The organism is Actinoplanes lobatus (genome assembly GCF_014205215.1).
Lineage (GTDB): Bacteria > Actinomycetota > Actinomycetes > Mycobacteriales > Micromonosporaceae > Actinoplanes > Actinoplanes lobatus.
In genome coordinates this window covers 5,293,360-5,313,888 of sequence record NZ_JACHNC010000001.1, presented here as the reverse complement: position 1 = coordinate 5,313,888, position 20,529 = coordinate 5,293,360, and the positions used below count along the sequence as shown (strand labels likewise).

Here is a 20,529-nt window from a genome sequence, read left to right as displayed (position 1 = left end):
GTCAGGGCTTGCGGGCGACCGCGCCGAACTCGTCGACCTCGCGCAGGTTCTCGCCGGCGGCGTCGGCGGCCGGGCGCCACTTCGAGCACGGCACCAGGCCGGGCTCCAGGACCTCCAGGCCCTCGATGAAGCGGCTGAGCTGGTCGGGGTGGCGCAGGTGGTACGACAGCGGGGCGTTCGCGTTCCACACCCCGATCGCCTCCTCGAACGCCGGGCCGTCGATCACGTTCGTCCCGTCGGCGGTGAGGAAGTAGCTGCCCGGCGGCAGCTCCGCGAGCAACTGCCGGACGATCGACACGGCCTGATCAAGATCGGGCACGTGACCGAGAATGTTCATGAGGATGAGACAGACCGGCTCGTCGAAGTTCAGCGTGTCCCGCGCCGCCTCGATGATCTCGGCGGGCTCGTGCAGGTTGGCGTCGACGTAGTCGGTCTTCCCCTCGGGCGTGCTGGTCAGCAGCGCCCGCGCGTGCACCAGCACCAGCGGGTCGTTGTCGACGTAGACGATCCGCGCGTCGGCGGCCGCGGCCTGCGCCACCTGGTGCGTGTTCTCCGCGGTCGGCATGCCGGTGCCGATGTCCAGGAACTGGCGGATCCCCCGCTCCTGGACCAGGAACGTGACCGCCCGCTTCAGGAACGCCCGCGAGTGCCGCGCCACCACGGTGATGTCCGGGTACAGATTCGCGAAGTCGTCACCGACCGCCCGGTCCACCGGGAAGTTGTCCTTCCCACCGAGCCAGTAGTTCCACACCCGGGCCGAGTGCGGCACGCTCGTGTCGAGCTTGGCCGCGTCACTGTCGGTCATGGCGGGAAGCATACGCCCTAATCCTTTCCGGTCCACACCGGACGGACGATGTTCCGGAACCCCGGCCGTCTCCGGTCCGAGCCGTTCCGGACCACCCCTCATCACCGGTACGAGCCGTTTCCGGATCCGCCCCGCAGCGCCCGCTTCAGGGCTCCGTGGCATGACCGCCAGCAGGACGGATGGACGTTCGGGGTGCGGCGGCTGGGTGCCCACCAGACCCTGGTGAAAACCGATTTCGTACGCCGACCCGAACCCGATCCCGCCCAGCCCCAGGGTGGATGGGCGCACACGAAGGCAGTGTCGCGGTCGCCTACGTGGCATATAGCCGTGACGGCCGCGCACGCGATGCCTTCCGTGTGCGGCCACCACGGTTTCGACCGCCCGAACGTGTGCACCCGCCCGCTTGGGAGGCCGGCGCCGAGACAGCACCCACGACGAGGCTGGACAAGCTCAGCCGCCATCCGATCAGTCCGTCTACTGGCCGCCGGCGCTGCCTCACCGGCAGCCAACCGGAAGGCTCAGGCCGGCCGCCAGGGCCGTTTCGTGCGTCTTGGGACAGCGCCGAGTGCCGGCTGGTCGCGGTCAGGTTTGGGGGCTCGGCGCGGCCAGGCGAGGAAGCGGGCGTAGAGATCGGTGGGGATGGCGCCGGTCGTAGCCAGGTGGTCCTCGACCGCGGCGTGGAACTGGGTGGCCAGGTAGAGCATCAGCACCGACGGGAACTCCCGGTACTCGTCCAGCAGCGTGACCTTCACGGGAGCGCAGGGCCACGGGGCACCACAGGCCCGGCAGTCCCAGCTCGGCCGGGCCGGAACGTGTTCGGTGGCCGGATCCGGGCGCGGGCAGGTCAGCGCTTCGGCGGCCACGGGGGTGTTCCCTTCTCCGGCACATTCGCCACGGTCGTCGCTCCACAATGGGGGCACCATCGGCTCTTGATCTTGAAGAGGCAGAGGCCGGTGGCGAACCCGACCGCAAGGAAGACCATCGCCACCGCCAGCACCACACACCTCCGGTCCGGGCCGGTGCCCTGATCCACGTGATCATTCGCTGACAAGGACACCGGAATTCGGGAAGCGGATCGAACGACCGCCGAGTCCGATGTTCCCGATGGGTGACTGGTGGGCGCAACCTTTACGCGACAGACTGTCTCAAGTAGATACGTTCGGGCCATCACGGTTACGCAGAGCAAGGAAAAAGGGTTACGCAACGGACCTGCGGGGGGTTACGCGGTGACAACGCCCGGAAGCGGATCAACGGTTCCACGCCGACAACTCGGGAGGAAGTTGAGGGAACTACGCGAAGCTCGCCAGCTGACGATGACGGAGGCGATCGCCGCTCTCGAATGGAGCAAACCCCGCCTCTGGCGTTACGAGACAGGTCAGGTGCCGATTCATCCGAACGATGTCGGCGTCATGTGTCAGCTCTACGGAGCCGACACAGCCCTCACCGAGGCGCTGAAGGAACTCGCCCGGCAATCGAAGTCTCGCGGTTGGTGGCAGGACTACGCCGACATCCCGGAGTGGTTCCAACTCTTTCTCGGCATGGAATCAGCCGCCTCCCGGATTCGCCACTTCGAGTCCGAGGTGATCCCCGGACTGGTACAGAGCCCGGCTTACGCACGAGCGATCATCGTTGCCGCAGCGTTGGCCGGCGAGCCGAGTCCTGAGGTGGTGGACCTACGTGCCGCGGTTCGGCAGAAGCGGCAACAGATCCTCACCCGGCGCGAACCCAAGGCAGCCCATTTGGAGATCATCCTCAGCGAGGCGGCTCTCCTCAGAGGCTTCAGCTCGCAAGTGATGGTCGATCAGTTGAGCAATCTGCTCGCCCTCGGTGAGCGCCCGAACCTCAGCATCCGAGTCATGCCACTGGCTGCGGGGCTACACAAGGGCTTCCACGGCCCGTTTGTGATCCTGGAATTCCCAAGGGAGACCTCGGCTCGCGATCCGGAGCCGACAACGATCTATCAGGAACACCCGACGGGCAGCCTCTACCTGGACAAGCCCAGCGAGGTCGGCATGTATGAATCCATCTGGAACGACCTCGACAAGAGGGCTGCCGATCAAATCGATTCACGAAAGCTGATCGGCGATATCAAGGAAAGGTGGTCGCGTGAGTGACCTGAGCGGTGCTGTCTGGCGCAAGAGCAGCAGGAGCGGCTCAGAGGGAAACTGCGTCGAGGTCGCGGACAACCTAGTCGGCGTCGTGGGGGTTCGGGACAGCAAGGACCGGGACGGCGGGATGCTCGTGTTTTCGCAGGTGGCCTGGTCCGCGTTCCTCGACGACGTGAAGGCCGGCCGCCTCACGAACTGACAGCGGGCGGACATTCAGGTGCACCGGGCGTCGGCCGATACCTGACGGCACCTGAAACATCCGCTTCGCGACCCCATTGGGATTCTGCCGTATGTCTGTTCTGACCCGCCCCGCCGTCCTTCTCGCCAGCGCCGCCGTGGCCGCGAGCCTGCTCGTCGCGCCCGGCGCCGCCTACGCGGCCGACACCACCACCGAACTCACCGCGGCCGAGATGAAAACGGCTCTGGAGCAGGTGTCGGCGGCGAGCGACTCGGCCGCCGCTGTCGGCTGGAAGGGTGCCGCGGAATACAGCTTCGCGCTGTCCGGCGACGTCGTGAAGGGCACCGAGACGATCACCGCGGACCGTGCGCACGGGCGGCTCTCCGATGTTGTCTCGCTCAGCGGGTACGGCACGACGACGGTGTTCATGGCCGAGGGCGCCGGCGTCTACCAGTCGATCGCCGACACCCAGTCGAAGGCAGCGCTCAAGATGATGGGCCGCGCCTCGGTGACGTACGCCTTCGCCGCCGACAAGACGATCGACCTGGACGACAACACACCCGGCGTGGGCGACCTGAGCAGTGACAACTCCGTCCCGGGCACGAAGACGGTCCACGACGACGGTTCGGCCGACTACGCGTTCAGCGCCGAGGACGGCGTGGTCTTCGCGCTGCACGTAAACGTCGATTCCGTGCTGACCGGGACGGACGTCACGGTGACCGAGGACGGCAGCACCATCGCGGTGTCGCTGGACTACTCGTACGGACCGCAGTCGGTGACCCTCCCGACGGCCGGCCAGACGATCGACTACAAGACGTTGGCCACCGGAGTCGCGTACCTCGACATGCCGGCCACCGTGCAGCAAGCCGCCAAGCTCGGCGCCGCCGACACCCGCAAGGCAGCCAAGGGCCGCAAGGTGAAGGTCTCCACCTTGCGCAAGGTGGTTCGCACCGACGTGTCGACGGTCAACAGCAAGACCGGCGTCAACATGGTCAAGGTGAAGAACGTGACGAGTGGCGTCAACGTGTACGCCGTCAACCCGTGGACGAAGAAGACCGTCAAGTACTCGGTCAAGGCGTCCGGCAAGAAGGTCGTCGTCAAGAAGCTCTAACCCATGTCGATCTCGTAGGCGCTGTCGCTGACCTCCGGGTCGGGGTGGGCCCGGAGCGCGAGCAGCAGATCGCGCCACGGCCACCCCCACCCGAAGGTCGCGCCGATCCGGGCCAGCGACAGCGCGATGAGACCACCCGGCAGGTCGCCGCGGGCGGTGAGGCCGCGGATCAGCGGCGCCAGGACCTCCGCGTCGATCAGCTCGGGCAGCTGGCGCACCCGTGCGCCCACCCGCTGGGCGACATCCACTGTGACCACCGGACGGCCCGCGCACCGGTCGGCGATCTCGTCCAGGTTGTCGAGGCGCCCCAACTCCACCAGCGAGGCCAGGGCGAGCCGCAGATAGCCGGGCCGCCCGGCGAGCCGCCGGATCTCCGGGATCAACTCGGCACGGCCCACACCCGAACCGCGCCGGGCAGCGGCCCGCACGATCAGCTCGATCCGCCGCCGGGCCGGCCGATCCGCCCGCGACGGGACGACCCCGCTTCCAGCGGCGTCCCGCACAACAGGACGACCAGGCACACCACCAGCGACGTCCCCCGCACCGAGGCGACCAAGCACACCACCAGCGACGTCCGGAGCGCGGAGGCGCCCGAGCCCACCATCAGCGACGTCCGGAGCACGGAGGCGCCCGAGCCCACCATCAGCGACGTCCGGAGCACGGAGGCGCCCGAGCCCACCATCAGCGACGTCCGGAGCACGGAGGCGCCCGAGCCCACCATCAGCGACGTCCGGAGCACGGAGGCGAGCAAGGCCGCCTTCGGCGGTGTCCAGCGCGGCGAGGCGGTCGAGTGCGGTGTCGAGCCAGCCGGTGCCGGCGTGGGCCATCAGCCGGGCGGCCTCGTCGCCGTCGAGGACCTCGTCGAGGTCGGTGATCCGGTCGACCAGCATCCCGGTGAGATCGCCGGACCAGGGCGCCCAGCGGGGCAGCTCCCGGTAGGCGGCGCGCCGGATCTCCCGGTCCGGGACGTGGCACGCCGCGACGACCAGAGCCGCATAGCGGGGCCGGTGCTCCACCGGCACCCGGGCCGGGACGGCGCCGAGCACGGCCTCGTACTCCTCCCGGCTGCCGCCGGCCGCCGCGTCGAGGATCGTCCAGCTCTCCTCGACGTCGAGATTCTGGCGTGCGGTGGACACGATCGCGGCGCGTACGTCCCGGTGCTGGCCGTCCAGCCGGTACGCCTCCAGCAGCGTCCCCATCGCCCCCGGCGGCCCGTACCGGCCGAGCAGCCGGACCGCCTCCTTGCGGCTGGTGACCTTGGCCGGACCGGTCAGCACCGTGTTCAGCAGCCCGGGCAGCCGGGACGGCGGGATGTGCCCGACCGCCCGCGCCGCCGCGTACAGGGCGACCCGGGCCCGCTCCCCGCCGGCGTGGGCGAGCAGGTCGGGCAGCGCCAGGTCGGGCCGGTCGGTCCAGATCAGCGCACCGAGGGCCGCCTCCGCCAGCACCACGTCGGGCGAGTCGAGATGACGCCGGACCAGTTCCCGGCCCGCCTCCGGCACCCGCGCGGCGGCCCGCAGTGCCTCCGCCCGTTCCCGGGACGGCACGCCGGCGGCGTCCACGACCCGTTCCATCAGGTCCACGAACCGGCGCTGCTGACGGGGCAGCCAGCGTTCCGGGTGGGGCACGCCGGCCGGCACCCGGTGGGGCTCCATCGCGTCGAGCACCGTGTCCAGCAGGTCGGTCCGGTTGGCGCAGACGGTCTGCCAGACGATCGGGAGCCGCGCCGTCTCCGGGTCGACGGCGAGCACCTCGGCCACCCGTTCGCCCCGGGTACGGCGGTCGTCCAGCCAGTATCCGACCGCCTCACGGGTGTCGGCGATGGCCGTACGCAGCATGTCTTGAAGGTCTTGAAGGTGGTGTGCCCGGTCGCCGAGCGCGGCGGTGAGCGCGAACAGCGGCCGGTGCGAACCGCGCGCCGAGGCCGCCGCCACGAAGGGCCGCAGCCGCGCGAACACCATCACCTCCTGACCGCGGCGCAGCAGATCGAGGCGGTGCAGCGACGGCACCGACCAGACGGTGGAGGTCCGTTCGATGGTCGCGACCGCCCATTCCACCAGTTCCGGCTCGTCGAAATGGTGGTGCAGGACCCCGATCGCCAGCCGGCCGAGCGCGCCGATGCCGGCGGGTGAGGCGTCCCGGGCCTCGATCGCGTCGGTGGTGATCTTGGAGAGGTCGTCCACCGCGGCCGGGGTGAGCAGGCGGGCCGCGCCGACCAAGGCGGTGAGCGCGGCGGTCCGGACCGGGTCGTGTTCGTTGCGCAGCCACCGCAGCCGGGCGGTCACCTCGGCCACCGTCCGCGGGTCGCGGGTGCGCAGGGCGGCGGCGACCAGCAGCGCGTATCCGCGGGCCCGCACGCCCGCGTCGCCGGCTCGGATCGCGCTCTCCAAGGCGGCCGAGGCGGCCGGGAAGTCCAGGAAGGAACTCCAGGTCAGCGCCTGCGCCTCGTCGTCGCGGATCACCGGCAGGGCCAGGATCCGCCGCGCCTCACGGATCCGGATCGCGGCGGGCAGGACCTCCATCTCACGAACCACCGGAACGCGCTTTCCGGTGTCCACATCGGCCAGCGCGGCGTCGTACACCGCACCTCGACGGGCCGGCGGCAGCGCGGCGAGCAGGTCCGGCAGCGAACGGTCCCGGATCAGCCGGGCGAACGGTGCCAACCGCTCGTCCGGCAGGACGGCGAGACGCCGCAGCAGCGACGGCCTCAGCGGCGTGCGGAGCAGCCAGGCCCGGCGGCCGGGCGCGCTGAGCAGCGCGGTCACCCTTTCCGGGTCGATCAGAGCCAATCGGGCGTACGCGTGACGCGCGCTCGGCAGTGAATCCTCCGGCCCGTACCGTTCCAGCAGGTCGAGGGCGACTTCCGGGTCGCCGTCGAGGATCGGCTGGGCGGCCTCGTACCAGATCCAGGTGCGCCGGGCCGGTTCGGCGGCGGCCAGCCGTTCCCGGAACCGCTCGTGGACCGGGGTGGGGTGCCGGCGGGCCAGTGCGGCCATGTTGACCAGGTGTTCCAGGGTGGGCAGCAGTTCCCGTACCGTGTCCGCGCCGCACGCGGGCAGCACCGCGGCGGCCTCCCGCGGCCCGTGGTAGGTCAGCACGTCGCGGATCAGCCGGTCGGCGAGATCGGGCCGGCGCAGCCGCCGCACCCTGCGGTAGAGCCGTCGCCGGTCGACCGCCGTCAGATCCGCGATCCGCCCGGCGAGCGTCCCGGTGCGCAGCGCGGCGTCCAGGGCGACGGCCCGCAGCGTGGGCACCGGATCGCCGGCGAACTCGTCGATCGCCGCCAGGTCCCGGCTGGACATCGCGGCGATCAGCGCGAGATGCCGCTCGTACTGCCCACCCGCCCGTAGATCAGCGCAGACCGCCGCCCGCTCCGGCGCGGTCTTGGCCCACGCGGCGACGTGATGCAGCCGCTTGCGGTAGGGCAGCGGTTCAAGGACGGCGAGCAGTTCCCGGGTCGCCTCGATCATGAGGAGCATTCTGCTCCCCACCGCCCCTGCGTGCTGTCTCGGCTCTGCCGAAAGCGGCGGCGGGGCGATGGGGGGAGGCCGGGCCGCGGACGGTGCGGTCCGGCCTCCCGGGGAGTGGTTCAGGCGGTGACGCGCTCGCGGATGGCCTGGCCCACCTCGGTGCGCAGGGCCGCGAATTCCGGTGAGCCGCGGAGCTCGTCGGCGGTGACCCCGGTACGCGGGAGCCCGATCCGCAGGTCGAGGGCGATCTGCCCGGGCCGGGGTGTGAGCACCACGACCCGGCTGCCGAGGAAGACCGCCTCGTCGACGCTGTGGGTGACGAAGACGCTGGTCCGGCCGGTCTCGGTGCTGACCCGGCGCAGGTCGTCCTGGAGTTTCTCGCGGGTGAGTGCGTCCAGCGCGGCGAACGGCTCGTCGAGCAGCAGCAGGGGGTTGTCGACGGCCAGGGCGCGGGCGATCGCCACCCGCTGCTGCTGGCCGCCGGAGATCTGCCAGGTGCGGCGGCCGGCCACGTCGTGCAGGCCGACCCGGGCGAGGAGCTCGTCGACCCGGTCGGGGCCGGCGGGCAGGCCGGCGTATTTGAGGGCCAGCGCCACGTTCCCGCCGACGGTCTTCCACGGGAACAGCCGGGGCTGCTGGAAGACCAGGCCGGCGCCGCGCCCGGGGACGGGCGCCCGGCCGGCGGTGCGGACGGTGCCGGCGGTGGGCTGTTCGAAGCCGGCGATCAGGCGCAGCAGGGTGGATTTGCCGCACCCGGACGCCCCGACGAGGACGAGGAACTCCCCCGCCGGGACGGTCAGGTCGACCGGCCCGACGGCGGTGACGTCCCCGTAGGCATGGGAGACGCCGTCCAGGACGATCGCGTCAGCCGAGGACACCGGGCAGTCCCTTGACGTAGAGCGCCTTCTGTACGTCGGCGAGCGCCGGCACGGCGTCGATCTTCTGCTGGGACTTGAGGAACTCGGCGGCGCTGACCAGGTTGTCGGCGAGCTTGCCGGGGTTGCCCTCGGTGCCCAGCCATTCCGGCGACGACAGTTCGGCCGGCTTGAGGAAGACGCCCTGCGACAGCTGGGCCTTGGCCTCGTCGGCGGACAGGTTGAGTTCGGCGCCGACCGCCTTGGCCGCGGCGTCCGGGTCGGTGGTGATGAGGTCGAGTGCCTGCGCCTCGACCTTGCGCCACGCGTCGACGGCTTCCGGGTGGGCGGTGGCGAAGGCGGCGGAGACGACGCCGAGGTCGAGGGTGGGTTTGCCGCCGGCGGCCAGTTCCCGGCTGGTGATCAGGACCTTGCCGGTCTTCTTGAGTTCGTCGAGCGACGGCAGCCAGCTGTAGGCGGCGTCCAGGTCACCGCGGGTCCAGGCGGCCAGGATGTCCTGCGGCTCCAGGTCCACGACGGTCAGTTCGGACTCCTTGACGCCGGCGGAGTCGAGCGCGGCGAGCAGGCTGTAGTGGGCGGTCGACGCGAACGGGGTGGCGACCTTCTTGCCGCGCAGCGACGCGATGTCGGTGACGCCGCTGCCGTTGCGCGCGACCAGCGCCTCGTTGTCGCCGGCCACGTCGAGGACGAAGGCGACCTGGTACGGGATGTTCAAGGGCGCGGACAGCCCGCGGGCCACCGGGCTGGAGCCGATCGCCGCGATGTCGACGCTCTTGGCGACGAAGGCGGTGTTGATGCTGGCGCCGGAGTCGAACTTGGTCCAGGTGATCTTGTAGTCGGGCAGTGCCTTCTCCAGCAGTCCCTGGTTCTTGACGATCAGGTCGCCGGACGGGAACGCCTGGTAGGCGAGGCGGATGGTCTTCTGTTCCGGGTCGGCGCCACCGCTGGCGGCGCCGTCGCCGCAGGCGGCGAGGAACAGGACGGACACGAGGGCGAGGAGTTTCTTCACGGGGGGTTTCCTTTATCGGTCAGGCGCGTCCGCGCCAGGGGATGAGCTTGTTCTCAGCGGTGAGCAGCACGGAGTCGATGAGCAGGCCGGAGAGGCCGATGGCGAAGAGGCCGAGGACGACCACGTCGGTCTGGGAGTAGCGCTGGGCGTCGCGGATCATGCCGCCGATGCCGGGTACGCCGTTGATCGTCTCGGCGGCGACGACCGACGAGTAGGCGACGCCGACGGCGAGCCGGATGCCGGTGAAGATTTCCGGCAGGGCGTGGGGCAGCACCACGTCGCGGGTGGTCTGCCAGCGGCCGGCGCCGAGCGCGCGGGCCGCCTCGACGAGCCCGGTGGGCGCGCCGTGCACGGCGGCGGCGGTGGCCACGGCGACCGGGGGCAGCGCGGCGATCGACAGCAGCCACAGCTTCGGGGTCTCGTCGATGCCGAACCAGATGATGAACAGGCTGAAGTAGGCGAGCGGCGGCAGCGCCCGGATGAACGTGACGACCGGTTCGGTGACCACGCGCAGCCAGCCGATGGTGCCCATCAGCACGCCGAGGATCAGTCCGCCGATGATGCCGATGGCCGACCCGATGACGATGCGGCGGAGGCTGACGCCGAGGTGCTCGACGAGCAGGTGGCCGCTGTATCCGCGTACCCCGTCGTGGGTGGTCGAGGTGGTGATGAGCTGGTCCCAGACCGCGGAGGGTGGGGGGATGAACGTGGGGTTGCGCATGATCCGCGCGGTGGCCTCCCACAGCAGGTAGAGCGCGAGCAGCGCGAGGAACCGCAGCGCGAGGCGGCGGCGGAGGCCGCCGCCGGGCGCGAGCGCCGCGGTGGGCGCTGTCGGTGGCGCGGGTGCGACGAGGGTGGTCACGGTTTCTCCTGGCCGGGGTACGCGGGAATGCCGACTATTCCTATCGCGTAGATGGAGTTTGAGGCAATAGCCGCAACAATGTGTTTAAACATATATACCCAGTAGGCATTGTGGGTTACCTGAGCGGCTGCCTAGCGTTCTCGCATGACCCTGCTGATCCCGCAGCGGCCGAAGGAGGCCGCCGGCGAACTCGTCGTCGTGCCGGCCCGCCATCCGTGGAGGTGGGCCGGCGCCGCCCTGGTGCTGGTGCTGCTCGCCCAGTTCGTCCACGGTCTGGCCACCAACCCGGGCTGGGACTGGCCGGCCTTCTTCGGGTACTTCCTGGAGGAGTCGATCGTCGAGGCGCTGCTGCTGACCGTCGAGCTGACCCTCGCCGGCGCGGTCCTCGGCTTCCTCGGCGGCATCCCGCTCGCCGCGATGCGCCTGTCCCCCAACCCGGTGCTGTCCGCGGTGAGCTGGACCTTCATCTGGGTGTTCCGGTCGGTGCCGCTGCTGGTGCAGCTGCTGTTCTGGGCGAACCTCGGCTACCTGTACGAGACGTTGCAGGTCGGCGTGCCGTTCGGGCCGGGGTGGTCGTTCCCGACGGTCAACCTGATCAGCTCGTTCGGCGCCGCGCTGCTGGGCCTGGCGCTGCACGAGGCGGCCTACGCCGGTGAGGTGATCCGGGCCGGGCTGCTCTCGGTGGACCAGGGTCAGCACGAGGCGGCGGCCGCGCTGGGCATCCCGAAGTGGCGGCAGTTCTACCGGATCGTGCTGCCGCAGGCCATGCGCGCCATCCTGCCGAACGCCGCGAACCTGCTGATCAGCCTGCTCAAGAGCACGTCCATGGTGTACATCCTGGCGATCGGCGAACTCTTCTACCAGGTCCAGGTGATCTACGGGCGCAACGGCCGGGTGGTGCCGCTGCTGATGGTCGCCACCGTCTGGTACGTGATCCTCACCGCGCTGCTGTCGATCCTCCAGTACTACACCGAACGGCACTTCGCCCGCGGCGCGGTCCGCGTCCTGCCGCCCACCCCGTTCCAGCGACTCAAGGCGGCTCTGCGGAGATGATCGAGCTCACCGGTGTGCACAAGTCCTTCGGCGCCGTCGAGGTGCTGCGCGGCATCGACCTCACGGCGCGGGCCGGCACGGTGACCGTGGTCCTGGGCCCGTCCGGCTCCGGCAAGTCGACCCTGCTGCGCTGCATCAACCACCTGGAGAAGGTGGACCGCGGCACGGTCCGGGTGGACGGTGAGCTGATCGGCTACCGCCAGGCCGGCGACCGTCTGCACGAGCTCAGCGAACGGCAGATCCTCAGGCAGCGGGCCGGGATCGGCTTCGTCTTCCAGAACTTCAACCTCTTCCCGCACCTGACCGCCCTGCAGAACGTCGCCGAGGCGCAGATCTCGGCACTCGGCAGGCACAAGGGCGTCGCCAATGATCGCGCGCACGAGCTGCTGGGCCTGGTGGGGCTCGGCGACCGGGCCGGCGCCTACCCGCGGCAGCTCTCCGGCGGGCAGCAGCAGCGGGTCGCCATCGCCCGGGCGCTGGCCCTGGACCCGAAGCTGATCCTCTTCGACGAGCCGACCTCGGCGCTGGATCCGGAACTCGTCGGCGAGGTCCTCGACGTGCTGCACGAGCTGGCCCGGGCCGGCACCACGATGATCGTGGTGACGCACGAGATCGGGTTCGCCCGGGAGGCCGCCGACACGGTCGTCTTCATGGACGAGGGCCGGATCGTCGAGCAGGGGCCGCCGCACGAGGTGCTGGACAACCCCCGTCACGAACGGACTCGAGCCTTCCTCTCCAAAGTCCTCGTCTGATCGCATTTCAATAATCGGGAGCTTTTATGCGTACAAAATGGATTTTGATGTCCGCGGTCGTGGCCTTGAGCCTGACCGCCTGCGCCGCGCCCGAGGAAAAGCCGGTGGCCGCGGCAGCGGCGGCCGCGCCCACGCTGAACACCGGGCCGGAGCAGAACCGGATCGTCCCGGCCAGGGACGAGGCGGCCGCCGCGCTGCTGCCCCCGGACGTGAAGGCGTCCGGCAAGCTGGTGATCGGCGTCGGCGCGGCGGGATCGGGCTTCCCACCGCTCGCCTTCGCGGCCACCGACAACAAGACGCTGATCGGCAACGAGCCGGACATCGCGGTGGCCATCGCCGGCACGCTGGGCCTGGAGCCGGTGCTGGAGAACACCTCGTGGGAGAACCTGTTCATCGGCCTGGACAGCGGGAAGTACCAGCTCGGCGCGTCGAACATCACCGTCACCGAGGAGCGCAAGCTCAAGTACGACTTCGTCACCTACCGGCTGGACAACCTGGCCTGGCTCGCGAAGAAGGGCTCCGGGCTGAACATCACGAAGCCGGCCGACATCGCCGGCAAGAGGGTGTCGGTCAGCTCCGGCACCAACCAGGAGAAGATCCTGGTGGAGTGGGCCGAGGAGGTGAAGAAGGCCGGGCTGGCGCCGGTCGACATCAAGTACTTCCAGACCAACCAGGCCGTCTACCTGGCCCTCGGCTCCGGCCAGATCGACGTGCACCTCGGCCCCAACCCGTCGGCCGCCTACCACGTGGCGACCACCGGGCAGACCGAGATCGTCGGCACCTACTCGGGCGCCGGCAAGGACCTCCAGGGGCTGATCGCGCTCACCACCAAGAGGGACAACGGGCTGATCAAGGCGTACGCGGCGGCGCTCGACAAGCTCATCGCCTCCGGTGACTACGCGCGCATCCTGGACCGCTGGAACCTCAAGAACGAGGCGGTGCAGAAGGCCGAGGTCAACCCGCCTGGCCTGCCGATCGAGGGCAAGTGACGCACCCGCTCGACGACCCCGCCTGGAACTCGCTGCACGGCGCGCACGAACGGTTCGCGGTGGTGCACGGGCGGGCCGCCCGGTACGACCACGAGGTGGCCCCGTTCCATGCCCTTGCCGACCCGGCCGACCCGAAGGCGTGGAACGACCTGGCGGAACTGGTCCCGCTCGGCGAGGCGGTCGTGATCCCCGGGGCGGGCGGGGCGGCCCGTCCCGGCTGGGAGGCGGACACCAGGATCGGCGGCGTCCAACTGGTCGCCACGACGCTGCGGTCCGAGCCGGCGCCCGGGGCGGTGCCGCTCGGCGCCGCCGACGTCCCGGAGATGCTGGACCTGGTCGAGCGCACCCAGCCGGGCCCGTTCCGGAAGCGGACCGTGGAACTCGGCACCTACCTGGGGCTGCGCTCTCCGGACGGGCGGCTGATCGCGATGGCCGGCGAGCGCCTGCACCCGCGGGGGTGGACCGAGATCAGCGCGGTCTGCACCGATCCGGGGTTCCGCAAGCGGGGGCTGGCCACCCGGCTGGTGCGGGCGGTCGCGGCGGGGATCCGGGAGCGTGGCGAGATCCCGTTCCTGCACACGTCGGCGCGCAACGAGACCGCCATCCGGCTCTACCAGGAGATCGGCTTCGAACTGCGCAAGACCACCGATTTCACGCAGTACCGTCGAACCCGCTGACCCGGCTATCATGCCGCTCCGTGCGACTATTGAAGATCCTCTTCGCGATCGTGATCGCCGTCACCGCGCTCGCCGGGTGCGGGCTGTTCGAGGAGAGCGACAAGGAGAAGTTCGAGCGGATCCTCGACGAGTCGGCGTCGTTCAGCGTCTTCCTCGATGACGACGTGACCGAGCAGCAGAGGGCGGACATCCGGGCCCGGCTGGAGAAGGAGCCCGGCGTCACCGAGGTCACCTTCGAGACCAAGGCCGCGGCGTACGAGAAGTTCAAGGAGATCTGGGCCGACGACCCGGAGTTCGTCGATCAGGTCAACGAGGACTCCATGCCGGAGTCGTTCCGGTTGACGACGGAGAACGCCGCCACCAGCCGTGAGATCCGTGACGGCTCGGCCGCCGACGAACTGGAGGCGATGCCGGGCGTCCGGGAGGTCATCTTCCCCTGCACCACCATCGAGGAGTGCCGCCAGAGCGTGGTCGACCAGAACTCGGGCCGGACAAGCTGATCAGGAAGCTCCGGGAAGCCGGACGGTGACCCGGAGCCCGCCGGCCGGGCCCGGGGCGAGTTCCAGGGTGCCGTCGTGGGCGCGCACGATGCTGTGCACGATGGCCAGGCCGAGCCCGACACCGGCGTGTTCGTCGGTGCGGGCCCGTTCCGAGGCGCGCTGGAAGGGTTCGGTGAGCGTCGGTACCAGGTCCGGCGGGAGCGGGCGGCCGGTGTTCTCGACGCGCAGCAGGCCGGCCCCGGTGTGGATGGAGACGGTGCCGCCGGCCGGCAGGTTGTGCACGATGGCGTTCTGCACGAGGTTCGTCACCATTCTGGCCAGCAGCTCCGGGGAGCCGCTGACCCTGGCCGGCCCGCCGGTGACCTCCACCGTGATGCCGCGCTGTTCGGCGAGCGGCAGGAGCGTCTCGGCGGCCTCTTCGGCGAGCAGCGACAGGTCGACGTCCGTACGCGCGAAGCGGTCACCGTGGCTGAGCAGCAGCAGCGCCTCGGTGAGGTCGATCGCCCGTTTGTTGACCGCATGGAGGCGCTCGATCAACTCGTCGCCGGCCCGGTTCGGGTCCCTCCGGGCGACGTCGAGCAGGGTCCGTGAGACGGCGAGCGGGGTACGCAGCTCGTGTGACGCGTTCGCGGCGAATCGGCGCTGCTCGTCGACGTGCGCCTCCAACTGTTCGAGCATCGCGTCGAACGCGTCGGACAGTTCCCGGAACTCGTCGTGGCGGCCGGTCATCCGGATCCGGTGGGACAGTGATCCGGTTCCGGCCAGCCGGGCCGCGCCGGTGATCCGGTGCAGCGGCGCGAGCATCCGGCCGGCCAGGATCCAGCCGCCGGCCAGCCCGAACAGCAGCAGGAACCCCATCACCGCGGCCGCCCGCGGCACGAACACCCGCAGCAGGTTGCTCCGGACCGGGAAGACGCCGGTGGGCGGCGTCTCGGCGCTGACGACGAGCGCCCGGTCGGGGACGTAGCGCAGCAGGAACAGCCACACCGCGCCGAGCAGCAGGGTGCCCGCCAGCATGAGGAACGCGGCGTAGCTGAGGGTGAGCTTCATGCGGGCGCTGAGCCCGGGGCGCCTACGCATCCCCGATCCGGTAGCCGACGCCCGGCACGGTGGCGATGAGCCACGGTTCGCCGAGCCGTTTGCGCAGCGCCGACACGGTGATGCGGACCGCGTTGGTGAGCGGGTTGGTGTTCTCGTCCCAGGCGCGTTCCAGCAGGTCCTCGGCGCTGACGATGCCACCCTCGGCGGCGACCAGCACCTCCAGGACGGCGAACTGCTTGCGGGTGAGCGCCACGTAGCGGCCGTCGCGGAAGACCTCCCGGCGGAACGGGTCGAGCCGCAGGCCGGCGATCTGGAGGACCGGGGGCCGGGCGTGCCCGCGGCGGCGGTCCAGCGCCCGCAGCCGCAGCACCAGCTCGCGCAGCTCGAACGGTTTGGTCAGGTAGTCGTCGGCGCCCAGCTCGAACCCGGAGGCCTTGTCGTCGATACGGTCGGCGGCGGTCAGCATGAGGATCGGCAGGCCGCTGCCGGAGGCGACGATCCGCCGGGCCACCTCGTCGCCGGACGGGCCGGGGATGTCCCGGTCGAGGACCGCCAGGTCGTACGAGTTGACGCTGAGCAGCTCCAGGGCGGTGTCACCGTCCCCGGCGATGTCGGCGGCGATCGCCTCCAGCCGCAGGCCGTCCCGGACCGCCTCGGCCAGGTACGGCTCGTCCTCCACGATCAAGACACGCATACTTCGACCCTAGACTCGGCGACCGCCCACCAACGGCGGGACACCAGTCCCGCCAGCACCGCGCCGGCCGCGTTGACCAGCACGTCGTCGACCGACGACACCCGGTCCAGGCGCAGGACGTACTGCAGGATCTCGACGACGATCGAGCAGCCGGCGCCGAGCGCCAGGATCCGCGGCACGGTCGCCAGCGCCGCGAACCGCATCGGGGCGAAGAACCCCAGCGCCGCGAAGATCAGCAGGTTGCCGCCGATCCCGAGCGGCCCCATCGTGACCAGGTCCCGCAGCGGGACGAGGCTGACCCGCCCCTCGACGGCACCGGCGCCGGCCCCCGGCATCAGGGTCAGCCACACCATCGGCACCGTCCCGTAGACCATGCCCACCTCGGCGAGCGACCGGCGCCAACCCCGGGAGCGGGCCAGAGCCCACGCCACGGCCAGGGCCAACGGCAGCCCCACCAGCGTCATCAGCACGACGCCGTTCTCGGTGTCGTAGCAACCGTGCCAGTGTCCGGTCAGGCAGCGCGGAGCGGACATCAACAGCGGCCGGCGGATGACGTAGAGGACGTAGAGGACGCCCAGCAGCGCCGGCACGAGGAGCACGATCCTTCGGTTCATGCGGGCCATTCAAGCCGTAGCGCCGTTGCGGTGGCGTATGCGGTTCTCGATACGCCCGCGATACACGTCAGCCGGCCTCACGGACCTCGGAGTCGTGACGCACCACGCTGCTGCGCGGGCCCTTGCGGGCGCGCGGCACACGGGCGCTCGGCCGTACGTCGGACTGCGGGAAGACGAACCGTTTGAACGCCCACAACCGGAAGCACATCGCGATCAGCGTGCCGATCACGATGCCGGAGACGAAGTCGGCGACCTCCTGGACCGGGCGGCTGACCTCCGGCACGTGCAGCATCAGCACGTACCGGGAGACGGCCAGCGGCAGCGAGTTGAGGGCGATGCCGATGGCGCTGACCGAGAAGAACAGCGCCGCCTCGTGGTGGCGTTCCCGGCCGCCCCGCGTGCGGAAGGACCATTCGCGGTTGAGCACATAGGACAGGACGGTGGCGATGATCGTCGCGACCGCCAGCGCGGTGACCGGCTTGTCGTGCAGCACGGTCAGCTTCAGCGCGTAATTGATGACGGTCGTCGTGACGAAGCAGATGCCCCCGACCAACAGGAACTTCACCGCTTCATGGTGTCTGCGCACCAGGGTGGTCAACCACATTTCGGCGACCCTAGTGCACGGGCGCCACCGGATGCAGGACTGCCACGTCCGACTCGGTGAGACTACCGAGCGCGATCGTCCCGTCGCGTTCGGCCACCGAGGTCACGAAACCGTAGGACCCGTCGGCGATCCGCAGATCGTGGACGCGACGGCCGTCGAGGTCAAAGGCCATGACCCAGGCGATCGGTACGGCCTTGGGCCGCACCGCCTCGGGCAGGTTCCACACCAGCAGCCGCAGGAGGCCCGGCAGTGGCAGCAGCCGGTCCAGCAGCGCGTTGCGGGGCGCCGCGATCCCGATCCAGAGCAGTCCGTCGCTGCCGAGGAACATGTTGTCCGGGAACCCGGCCAGGTTCTCCACCAGGATCTCCGACTCCCCGGCGCGCGGCCCGGCCAGCCAGTGCCGCCGCACCCGGTAGCCGGTCGTCTCGGCGACCAGCAGATGCGACTCGTCGGGCGCGAGCACCAGCCCGTTGGCGAATTTCAGCCCGCTGACGAGGGTGGTGACGGTCCCGTCCGGGTCGCGCCGCAGCAGCCGCCCGGTGCAGGAGTGCTCGAACAGGTCACCGAGATGGTCGTCGAGGTTCCACCGGCTGGTCGACGAGGTGAAGTAGATCGTCCCGTCGGTGCTCTCCACCACGTTGCTGGCGAAGGTGAGCGGCGCACCGTCGACCGTGTCCACCAGCACCGTCACCGACCCGTCCGCGCCCACCTCGAGCAGCCCGAGGTCGTGGTCACAGACCAGGACCGTGCCGTCGGCGCGCGCGTGCAGCCCGAGCGGCCGCCCACCGGTGTCGGCCAGCACCGTGCTCTCCCCGGTGACCGGGTCGAGCCGCACGATCCGCCCGTCGCCGGTCCCGCAGACCACCCGGCCGTCGGCGTCGAACACCACGTCCTCGGGGCCGCTGCCGCCGGTGGCCAGCCGCCGGGCGACGCGCAGCTGTCCGGTGGGTCCCGGGTCGTCGAGCGCGGGCGGCGTCCAGCGGAGCGGGCTGATGTTGCGGCGAGCCATCGGTCCTCCTGATGATCAGGCCCGCATCCTCGCAGGTCCCGCCGGTACCGGCCAGCCCTCGATGTGATCTCATCCAGCGGTGACCTCCGACGCGCCCGGCTGGGATGCCATCGACGCCCGCCTCGAGACGTTCTACCCCGGCGTCGAGCCGCAGCACTTCGGCACGCTGATCAAGTTCGCGCTGGGCGGCCCGGACCCGCTCGACGGTGTCAGCTTCTACCCGCGGGAGGACCACTGGCACCTGGTCAGCTACGGCATGAGCGACCTGTACGCCCGCGACGACGACGCCGAACCGACCGAGGATTCCGGCTGGGGTTTCGAGTTCACCTTCCGGGTGGCCCGCGCCGCCGGGGAGACCGAGCCGCCGATGTGGGCGGCGAACCTGCTGCAGAACCTGGCCCGGTACGTGTTCTCCAGCGGCAACTGGTTCGAGCCCGGCCACCACATGAACGCCAACGGCCCGCTCCGGCAGGACTACGAGACCGACCTGACCGCTCTGGCCTTCGCCGAGGACCCGGAACTGGGCGCCATCGACACCCCCCACGGCCGCCTCCAGTTCGTCCAGGTCGTCGGCCTGACCACCGGCGAGTACGAGGCGGTCCTGCACTGGAACAGCCAGGGCCTGCTGGATCTGCTGGGCGAACGGCTGCCGCTGCTGGTCACCGACCTGGACCGGCCGTCGGTCACCGGCGACCCGGAGGCGCGGGCCACGATCGAGGCCGGCCGGCAGCGCGACGGCTCGTCGACCGGCGTGCTGATGGTCGCCGGTTGCGGCTGGTCGGACGAGGACGACCGGATCCGGCTGCGGTTCCAGGAGATCACCACGCCGATGCTGGCGCGGGCCATCCCGTCCCGCCTGCCGCACGGCCGCCCGATGCTGCTGGAGGGCGACGGCGGCCAGCGGATCTTCCTGAACCCGGCCGATGTGTTCGCCGTGCGCCGGCCGGGCGACGGCGTCCTCGAACTGGATCTCCCGCCCGAGGCCGCCGCCGCTCTGCCGGCCGCGCTGACGCCCGGCAGCCGCCCGCTGCCCGGCGCCACCGGCGTGATCATCGAGGTCTAGGCCGACCACTCCTTGGCGAGCAGCTCGTAGGAGCGGACCCGGTCGGCGTGGTCGTGGGCGATCGTGGTGACCAGCAGCTCGTCGGCGCCGGTCACCCGCCGCAGGGTCTCCAGCCGTTCGGCGACCGTCTGGGGCGAGCCGACGAACTGGGTGGTCACCCGGTCGGCGACCAGCGCCCGGTCCTGGTCGGTCCACTCGAAGAGGGAAGCTTCCTCGATGCTCGGGAACGGGACGGCGCCGAGGCCCGTCCGGATGCTGTGCACCCAGACCGCGAAGGGCCGCGCGAGACGCCGGGCGGTCTCGTCGTCCTCGGCCACCAGCACGTCGGCGGAGACCATCAGGTGCGGCCGGGGCCGCGCCGCGGTCGGCACGAACGACTCCCGGTAGGCCTCGGCCGCCTCCAGGACCTTGGCCGGGGCCACGTGGTAGTTCGCGGCGAACGGCAGACCGCGGGCCCCGGCCGTACGGGCCGACTCGCCGCCGCTGCTGCCGAGCAGCCACACCTCCAGGTCGGCGCCGGCGCCGGGGACGGCGACCACCTCGTTGCCCTCGTCGTCGGTGACCGGCCCGGCCAGCAGCGCGTCGATCTGGTCGAGGATCTCGGTGAGGCCGAGCGGTTCGGCGCCGGGCTGGTAGAGGAAGCCGCTGGCGAAGGCGGTCCGCTTGGACGCGAAGATCGGCGCCCAGGAGAACGGCTTCGGGATGAGCAGCCCGTCGACGACCCGCTCCTCCTGCTGCGGCTTCTCCTCGGCGCGAAGGCGCAGCGCCTCCTTCTTGGCCTGCCCGGAGCGGCCCAGGCCCAGGTCGAAGCGGCCCGGGTGCAGCGCGTCGAGCAGCCCGAACTGCTCCACGATGGACAGCGCGGTCTGGAAGCCGGTCTGCACGGCGCCGGAGCCGAGCCGGATGCGGTCGGTGACCGCGGCGATCTGGCCGAGCAGCAGCGCCGGCTGGGAACTGGCCACGCCGGGGGTGAAGTGGTGTTCGGCCACCCAGTAGCGGTGGTAGCCGAACTGCTCGGCCCTTCGGGCCAGATCGAGCGTTCGGCGCAGCGCGTCGGTCACGTCACCGCCGGAGACCAGCGGCGCCAGATCGAGGATCGAGAGGGGTACGGGCAT

The 20,529-nt window shown here is 70.8% G+C and carries 21 protein-coding genes; 9 read left to right on the top strand and 12 right to left on the bottom strand.

All coding sequences use genetic code 11. From position 1 onward, the window contains the following. Position 1: 1 nt before the first annotated feature. On the bottom strand, positions 2–805 hold the full coding sequence (locus tag BJ964_RS24440) for an SAM-dependent methyltransferase (protein WP_188122855.1): 804 nt from the start codon (positions 803–805) through the stop codon (positions 2–4). A gap of 518 nt (positions 806–1,323) precedes the next feature. Further along, entirely contained in the window at positions 1,324–1,668 is a 345-nt protein-coding gene (locus BJ964_RS24435; RefSeq protein WP_307838037.1) for a hypothetical protein, read from the bottom strand. 363 nt (positions 1,669–2,031) lie between these two features. Between BJ964_RS24435 and BJ964_RS24430 the strand changes: the two genes are divergently transcribed. From BJ964_RS24430 to BJ964_RS24420, 3 genes are all read left to right on the top strand, one after another. Continuing rightward, a complete protein-coding gene (locus BJ964_RS24430) occupies positions 2,032–2,919 on the top strand; it encodes a helix-turn-helix domain-containing protein (protein WP_188122854.1) in 888 nt (295 codons plus the stop codon). Beyond that, a complete protein-coding gene (locus BJ964_RS24425) occupies positions 2,912–3,112 on the top strand; it encodes a DUF397 domain-containing protein (protein WP_188122853.1) in 201 nt (66 codons plus the stop codon). The genes BJ964_RS24430 and BJ964_RS24425 overlap by 8 nt, the downstream gene beginning before the upstream one ends. A 91-nt stretch (positions 3,113–3,203) precedes the next feature. Further along, a complete protein-coding gene (locus BJ964_RS24420; RefSeq protein WP_188122852.1) occupies positions 3,204–4,202 on the top strand; it encodes a hypothetical protein in 999 nt (332 codons plus the stop codon). Here the strand turns inward: BJ964_RS24420 and BJ964_RS24415 are convergent. The 4 genes from BJ964_RS24415 to BJ964_RS24400 all read right to left on the bottom strand — a co-directional run bounded on the left by BJ964_RS24415 (position 4,199) and on the right by BJ964_RS24400 (position 10,418). Further along, on the bottom strand, positions 4,199–7,672 hold the full coding sequence (locus tag BJ964_RS24415; RefSeq protein WP_188122851.1) for a hypothetical protein: 3,474 nt from the start codon (positions 7,670–7,672) through the stop codon (positions 4,199–4,201). The genes BJ964_RS24420 and BJ964_RS24415 overlap by 4 nt on opposite strands. A 119-nt stretch (positions 7,673–7,791) precedes the next feature. Next, on the bottom strand, positions 7,792–8,550 hold the full coding sequence (locus BJ964_RS24410; protein WP_188122850.1) for an ABC transporter ATP-binding protein: 759 nt from the start codon (positions 8,548–8,550) through the stop codon (positions 7,792–7,794). Continuing rightward, a complete protein-coding gene (locus BJ964_RS24405) occupies positions 8,537–9,556 on the bottom strand; it encodes a taurine ABC transporter substrate-binding protein (protein ID WP_188122849.1) in 1,020 nt (339 codons plus the stop codon). Before BJ964_RS24405 ends, BJ964_RS24410 begins: the two co-directional genes overlap by 14 nt. Before the next feature lie 19 nt (positions 9,557–9,575). Then, on the bottom strand, positions 9,576–10,418 hold the full coding sequence (locus BJ964_RS24400; protein ID WP_188122848.1) for an ABC transporter permease: 843 nt from the start codon (positions 10,416–10,418) through the stop codon (positions 9,576–9,578). Positions 10,419–10,562: 144 nt separating this feature from the next. Between BJ964_RS24400 and BJ964_RS24395 the strand changes: the two genes are divergently transcribed. The 5 genes from BJ964_RS24395 to BJ964_RS24375 are packed head-to-tail and all read left to right on the top strand — an operon-like array spanning position 10,563 to position 14,389. Continuing rightward, positions 10,563–11,471: an amino acid ABC transporter permease gene (locus tag BJ964_RS24395; protein WP_188122847.1), complete on the top strand. Its 909-nt coding sequence runs from the start codon at positions 10,563–10,565 to the stop codon at positions 11,469–11,471. After that, positions 11,468–12,223 (top strand): amino acid ABC transporter ATP-binding protein, encoded by a 756-nt coding sequence (locus BJ964_RS24390; RefSeq protein ID WP_188122846.1) that lies wholly within the window; start codon positions 11,468–11,470, stop codon positions 12,221–12,223. The genes BJ964_RS24395 and BJ964_RS24390 overlap by 4 nt, the downstream gene beginning before the upstream one ends. Before the next feature lie 47 nt (positions 12,224–12,270). Then, on the top strand, positions 12,271–13,212 hold the full coding sequence (locus BJ964_RS24385; RefSeq protein ID WP_229806874.1) for an ABC transporter substrate-binding protein: 942 nt from the start codon (positions 12,271–12,273) through the stop codon (positions 13,210–13,212). Beyond that, positions 13,209–13,889, top strand: a complete 681-nt coding sequence (locus BJ964_RS24380; RefSeq protein WP_188122844.1) for a GNAT family N-acetyltransferase — start codon at positions 13,209–13,211, stop codon at positions 13,887–13,889. The genes BJ964_RS24385 and BJ964_RS24380 overlap by 4 nt, the downstream gene beginning before the upstream one ends. Positions 13,890–13,909: 20 nt before the next feature. After that, complete coding sequence (locus tag BJ964_RS24375; protein WP_188122843.1) at positions 13,910–14,389, top strand: permease-like cell division protein FtsX; 480 nt, start codon at positions 13,910–13,912, stop codon at positions 14,387–14,389. Here the strand turns inward: BJ964_RS24375 and BJ964_RS24370 are convergent, their stop codons facing one another. From BJ964_RS24370 to BJ964_RS24350, 5 genes are all read right to left on the bottom strand, one after another. Then, complete coding sequence (locus tag BJ964_RS24370; RefSeq protein WP_188122842.1) at positions 14,390–15,469, bottom strand: sensor histidine kinase; 1,080 nt, start codon at positions 15,467–15,469, stop codon at positions 14,390–14,392. Next, positions 15,462–16,124 carry a response regulator transcription factor gene (locus BJ964_RS24365; RefSeq protein WP_188122841.1) on the bottom strand — a complete coding sequence of 221 codons (663 nt, stop codon included), beginning with the start codon at positions 16,122–16,124 and terminating at the stop codon, positions 15,462–15,464. Before BJ964_RS24365 ends, BJ964_RS24370 begins: the two co-directional genes overlap by 8 nt. Further along, complete coding sequence (locus BJ964_RS24360; protein WP_188122840.1) at positions 16,112–16,738, bottom strand: VanZ family protein; 627 nt, start codon at positions 16,736–16,738, stop codon at positions 16,112–16,114. The genes BJ964_RS24365 and BJ964_RS24360 overlap by 13 nt, the downstream gene beginning before the upstream one ends. A gap of 67 nt (positions 16,739–16,805) precedes the next feature. Next, positions 16,806–17,303, bottom strand: a complete 498-nt coding sequence (locus BJ964_RS24355) for a GtrA family protein (protein ID WP_229806875.1) — start codon at positions 17,301–17,303, stop codon at positions 16,806–16,808. A 49-nt stretch (positions 17,304–17,352) separates the two neighbouring features. After that, positions 17,353–18,351, bottom strand: coding sequence for an SMP-30/gluconolactonase/LRE family protein (locus BJ964_RS24350; protein ID WP_188122838.1), 999 nt, complete (start codon positions 18,349–18,351; stop codon positions 17,353–17,355). A gap of 79 nt (positions 18,352–18,430) precedes the next feature. Between BJ964_RS24350 and BJ964_RS24345 the strand changes: the two genes are divergently transcribed. Beyond that, positions 18,431–19,414: a suppressor of fused domain protein gene (locus BJ964_RS24345; RefSeq protein WP_188122837.1), complete on the top strand. Its 984-nt coding sequence runs from the start codon at positions 18,431–18,433 to the stop codon at positions 19,412–19,414. Here the strand turns inward: BJ964_RS24345 and BJ964_RS24340 are convergent. Then, positions 19,411–20,529 carry an LLM class flavin-dependent oxidoreductase gene (locus tag BJ964_RS24340; protein ID WP_188122836.1) on the bottom strand — a complete coding sequence of 373 codons (1,119 nt, stop codon included), beginning with the start codon at positions 20,527–20,529 and terminating at the stop codon, positions 19,411–19,413. The genes BJ964_RS24345 and BJ964_RS24340 overlap by 4 nt on opposite strands.

What these genes read in the sequence shown, in the direction of transcription:
- BJ964_RS24350 (WP_188122838.1), bottom strand. Translation starts at nt 18,351, where the DNA reads ATGGCTCGCCGCAACATCAGCCCGCTCCGCTGGACGCCGCCCGCGCTC.
- BJ964_RS24395 (WP_188122847.1), top strand. Translation starts at nt 10,563, where the DNA reads ATGACCCTGCTGATCCCGCAGCGGCCGAAGGAGGCCGCCGGCGAACTC.
- BJ964_RS24370 (WP_188122842.1), bottom strand. Translation starts at nt 15,469, where the DNA reads ATGCGTAGGCGCCCCGGGCTCAGCGCCCGCATGAAGCTCACCCTCAGC.
- BJ964_RS24415 (WP_188122851.1), bottom strand. Translation starts at nt 7,672, where the DNA reads ATGATCGAGGCGACCCGGGAACTGCTCGCCGTCCTTGAACCGCTGCCC.
- BJ964_RS24385 (WP_229806874.1), top strand. Translation starts at nt 12,271, where the DNA reads ATGTCCGCGGTCGTGGCCTTGAGCCTGACCGCCTGCGCCGCGCCCGAG.
- BJ964_RS24365 (WP_188122841.1), bottom strand. Translation starts at nt 16,124, where the DNA reads ATGCGTGTCTTGATCGTGGAGGACGAGCCGTACCTGGCCGAGGCGGTC.
- BJ964_RS24420 (WP_188122852.1), top strand. Translation starts at nt 3,204, where the DNA reads ATGTCTGTTCTGACCCGCCCCGCCGTCCTTCTCGCCAGCGCCGCCGTG.
- BJ964_RS24360 (WP_188122840.1), bottom strand. Translation starts at nt 16,738, where the DNA reads ATGAACCGAAGGATCGTGCTCCTCGTGCCGGCGCTGCTGGGCGTCCTC.
- BJ964_RS24390 (WP_188122846.1), top strand. Translation starts at nt 11,468, where the DNA reads ATGATCGAGCTCACCGGTGTGCACAAGTCCTTCGGCGCCGTCGAGGTG.
- BJ964_RS24340 (WP_188122836.1), bottom strand. Translation starts at nt 20,529, where the DNA reads ATGCCCGTACCCCTCTCGATCCTCGATCTGGCGCCGCTGGTCTCCGGC.
- BJ964_RS24440 (WP_188122855.1), bottom strand. Translation starts at nt 805, where the DNA reads ATGACCGACAGTGACGCGGCCAAGCTCGACACGAGCGTGCCGCACTCG.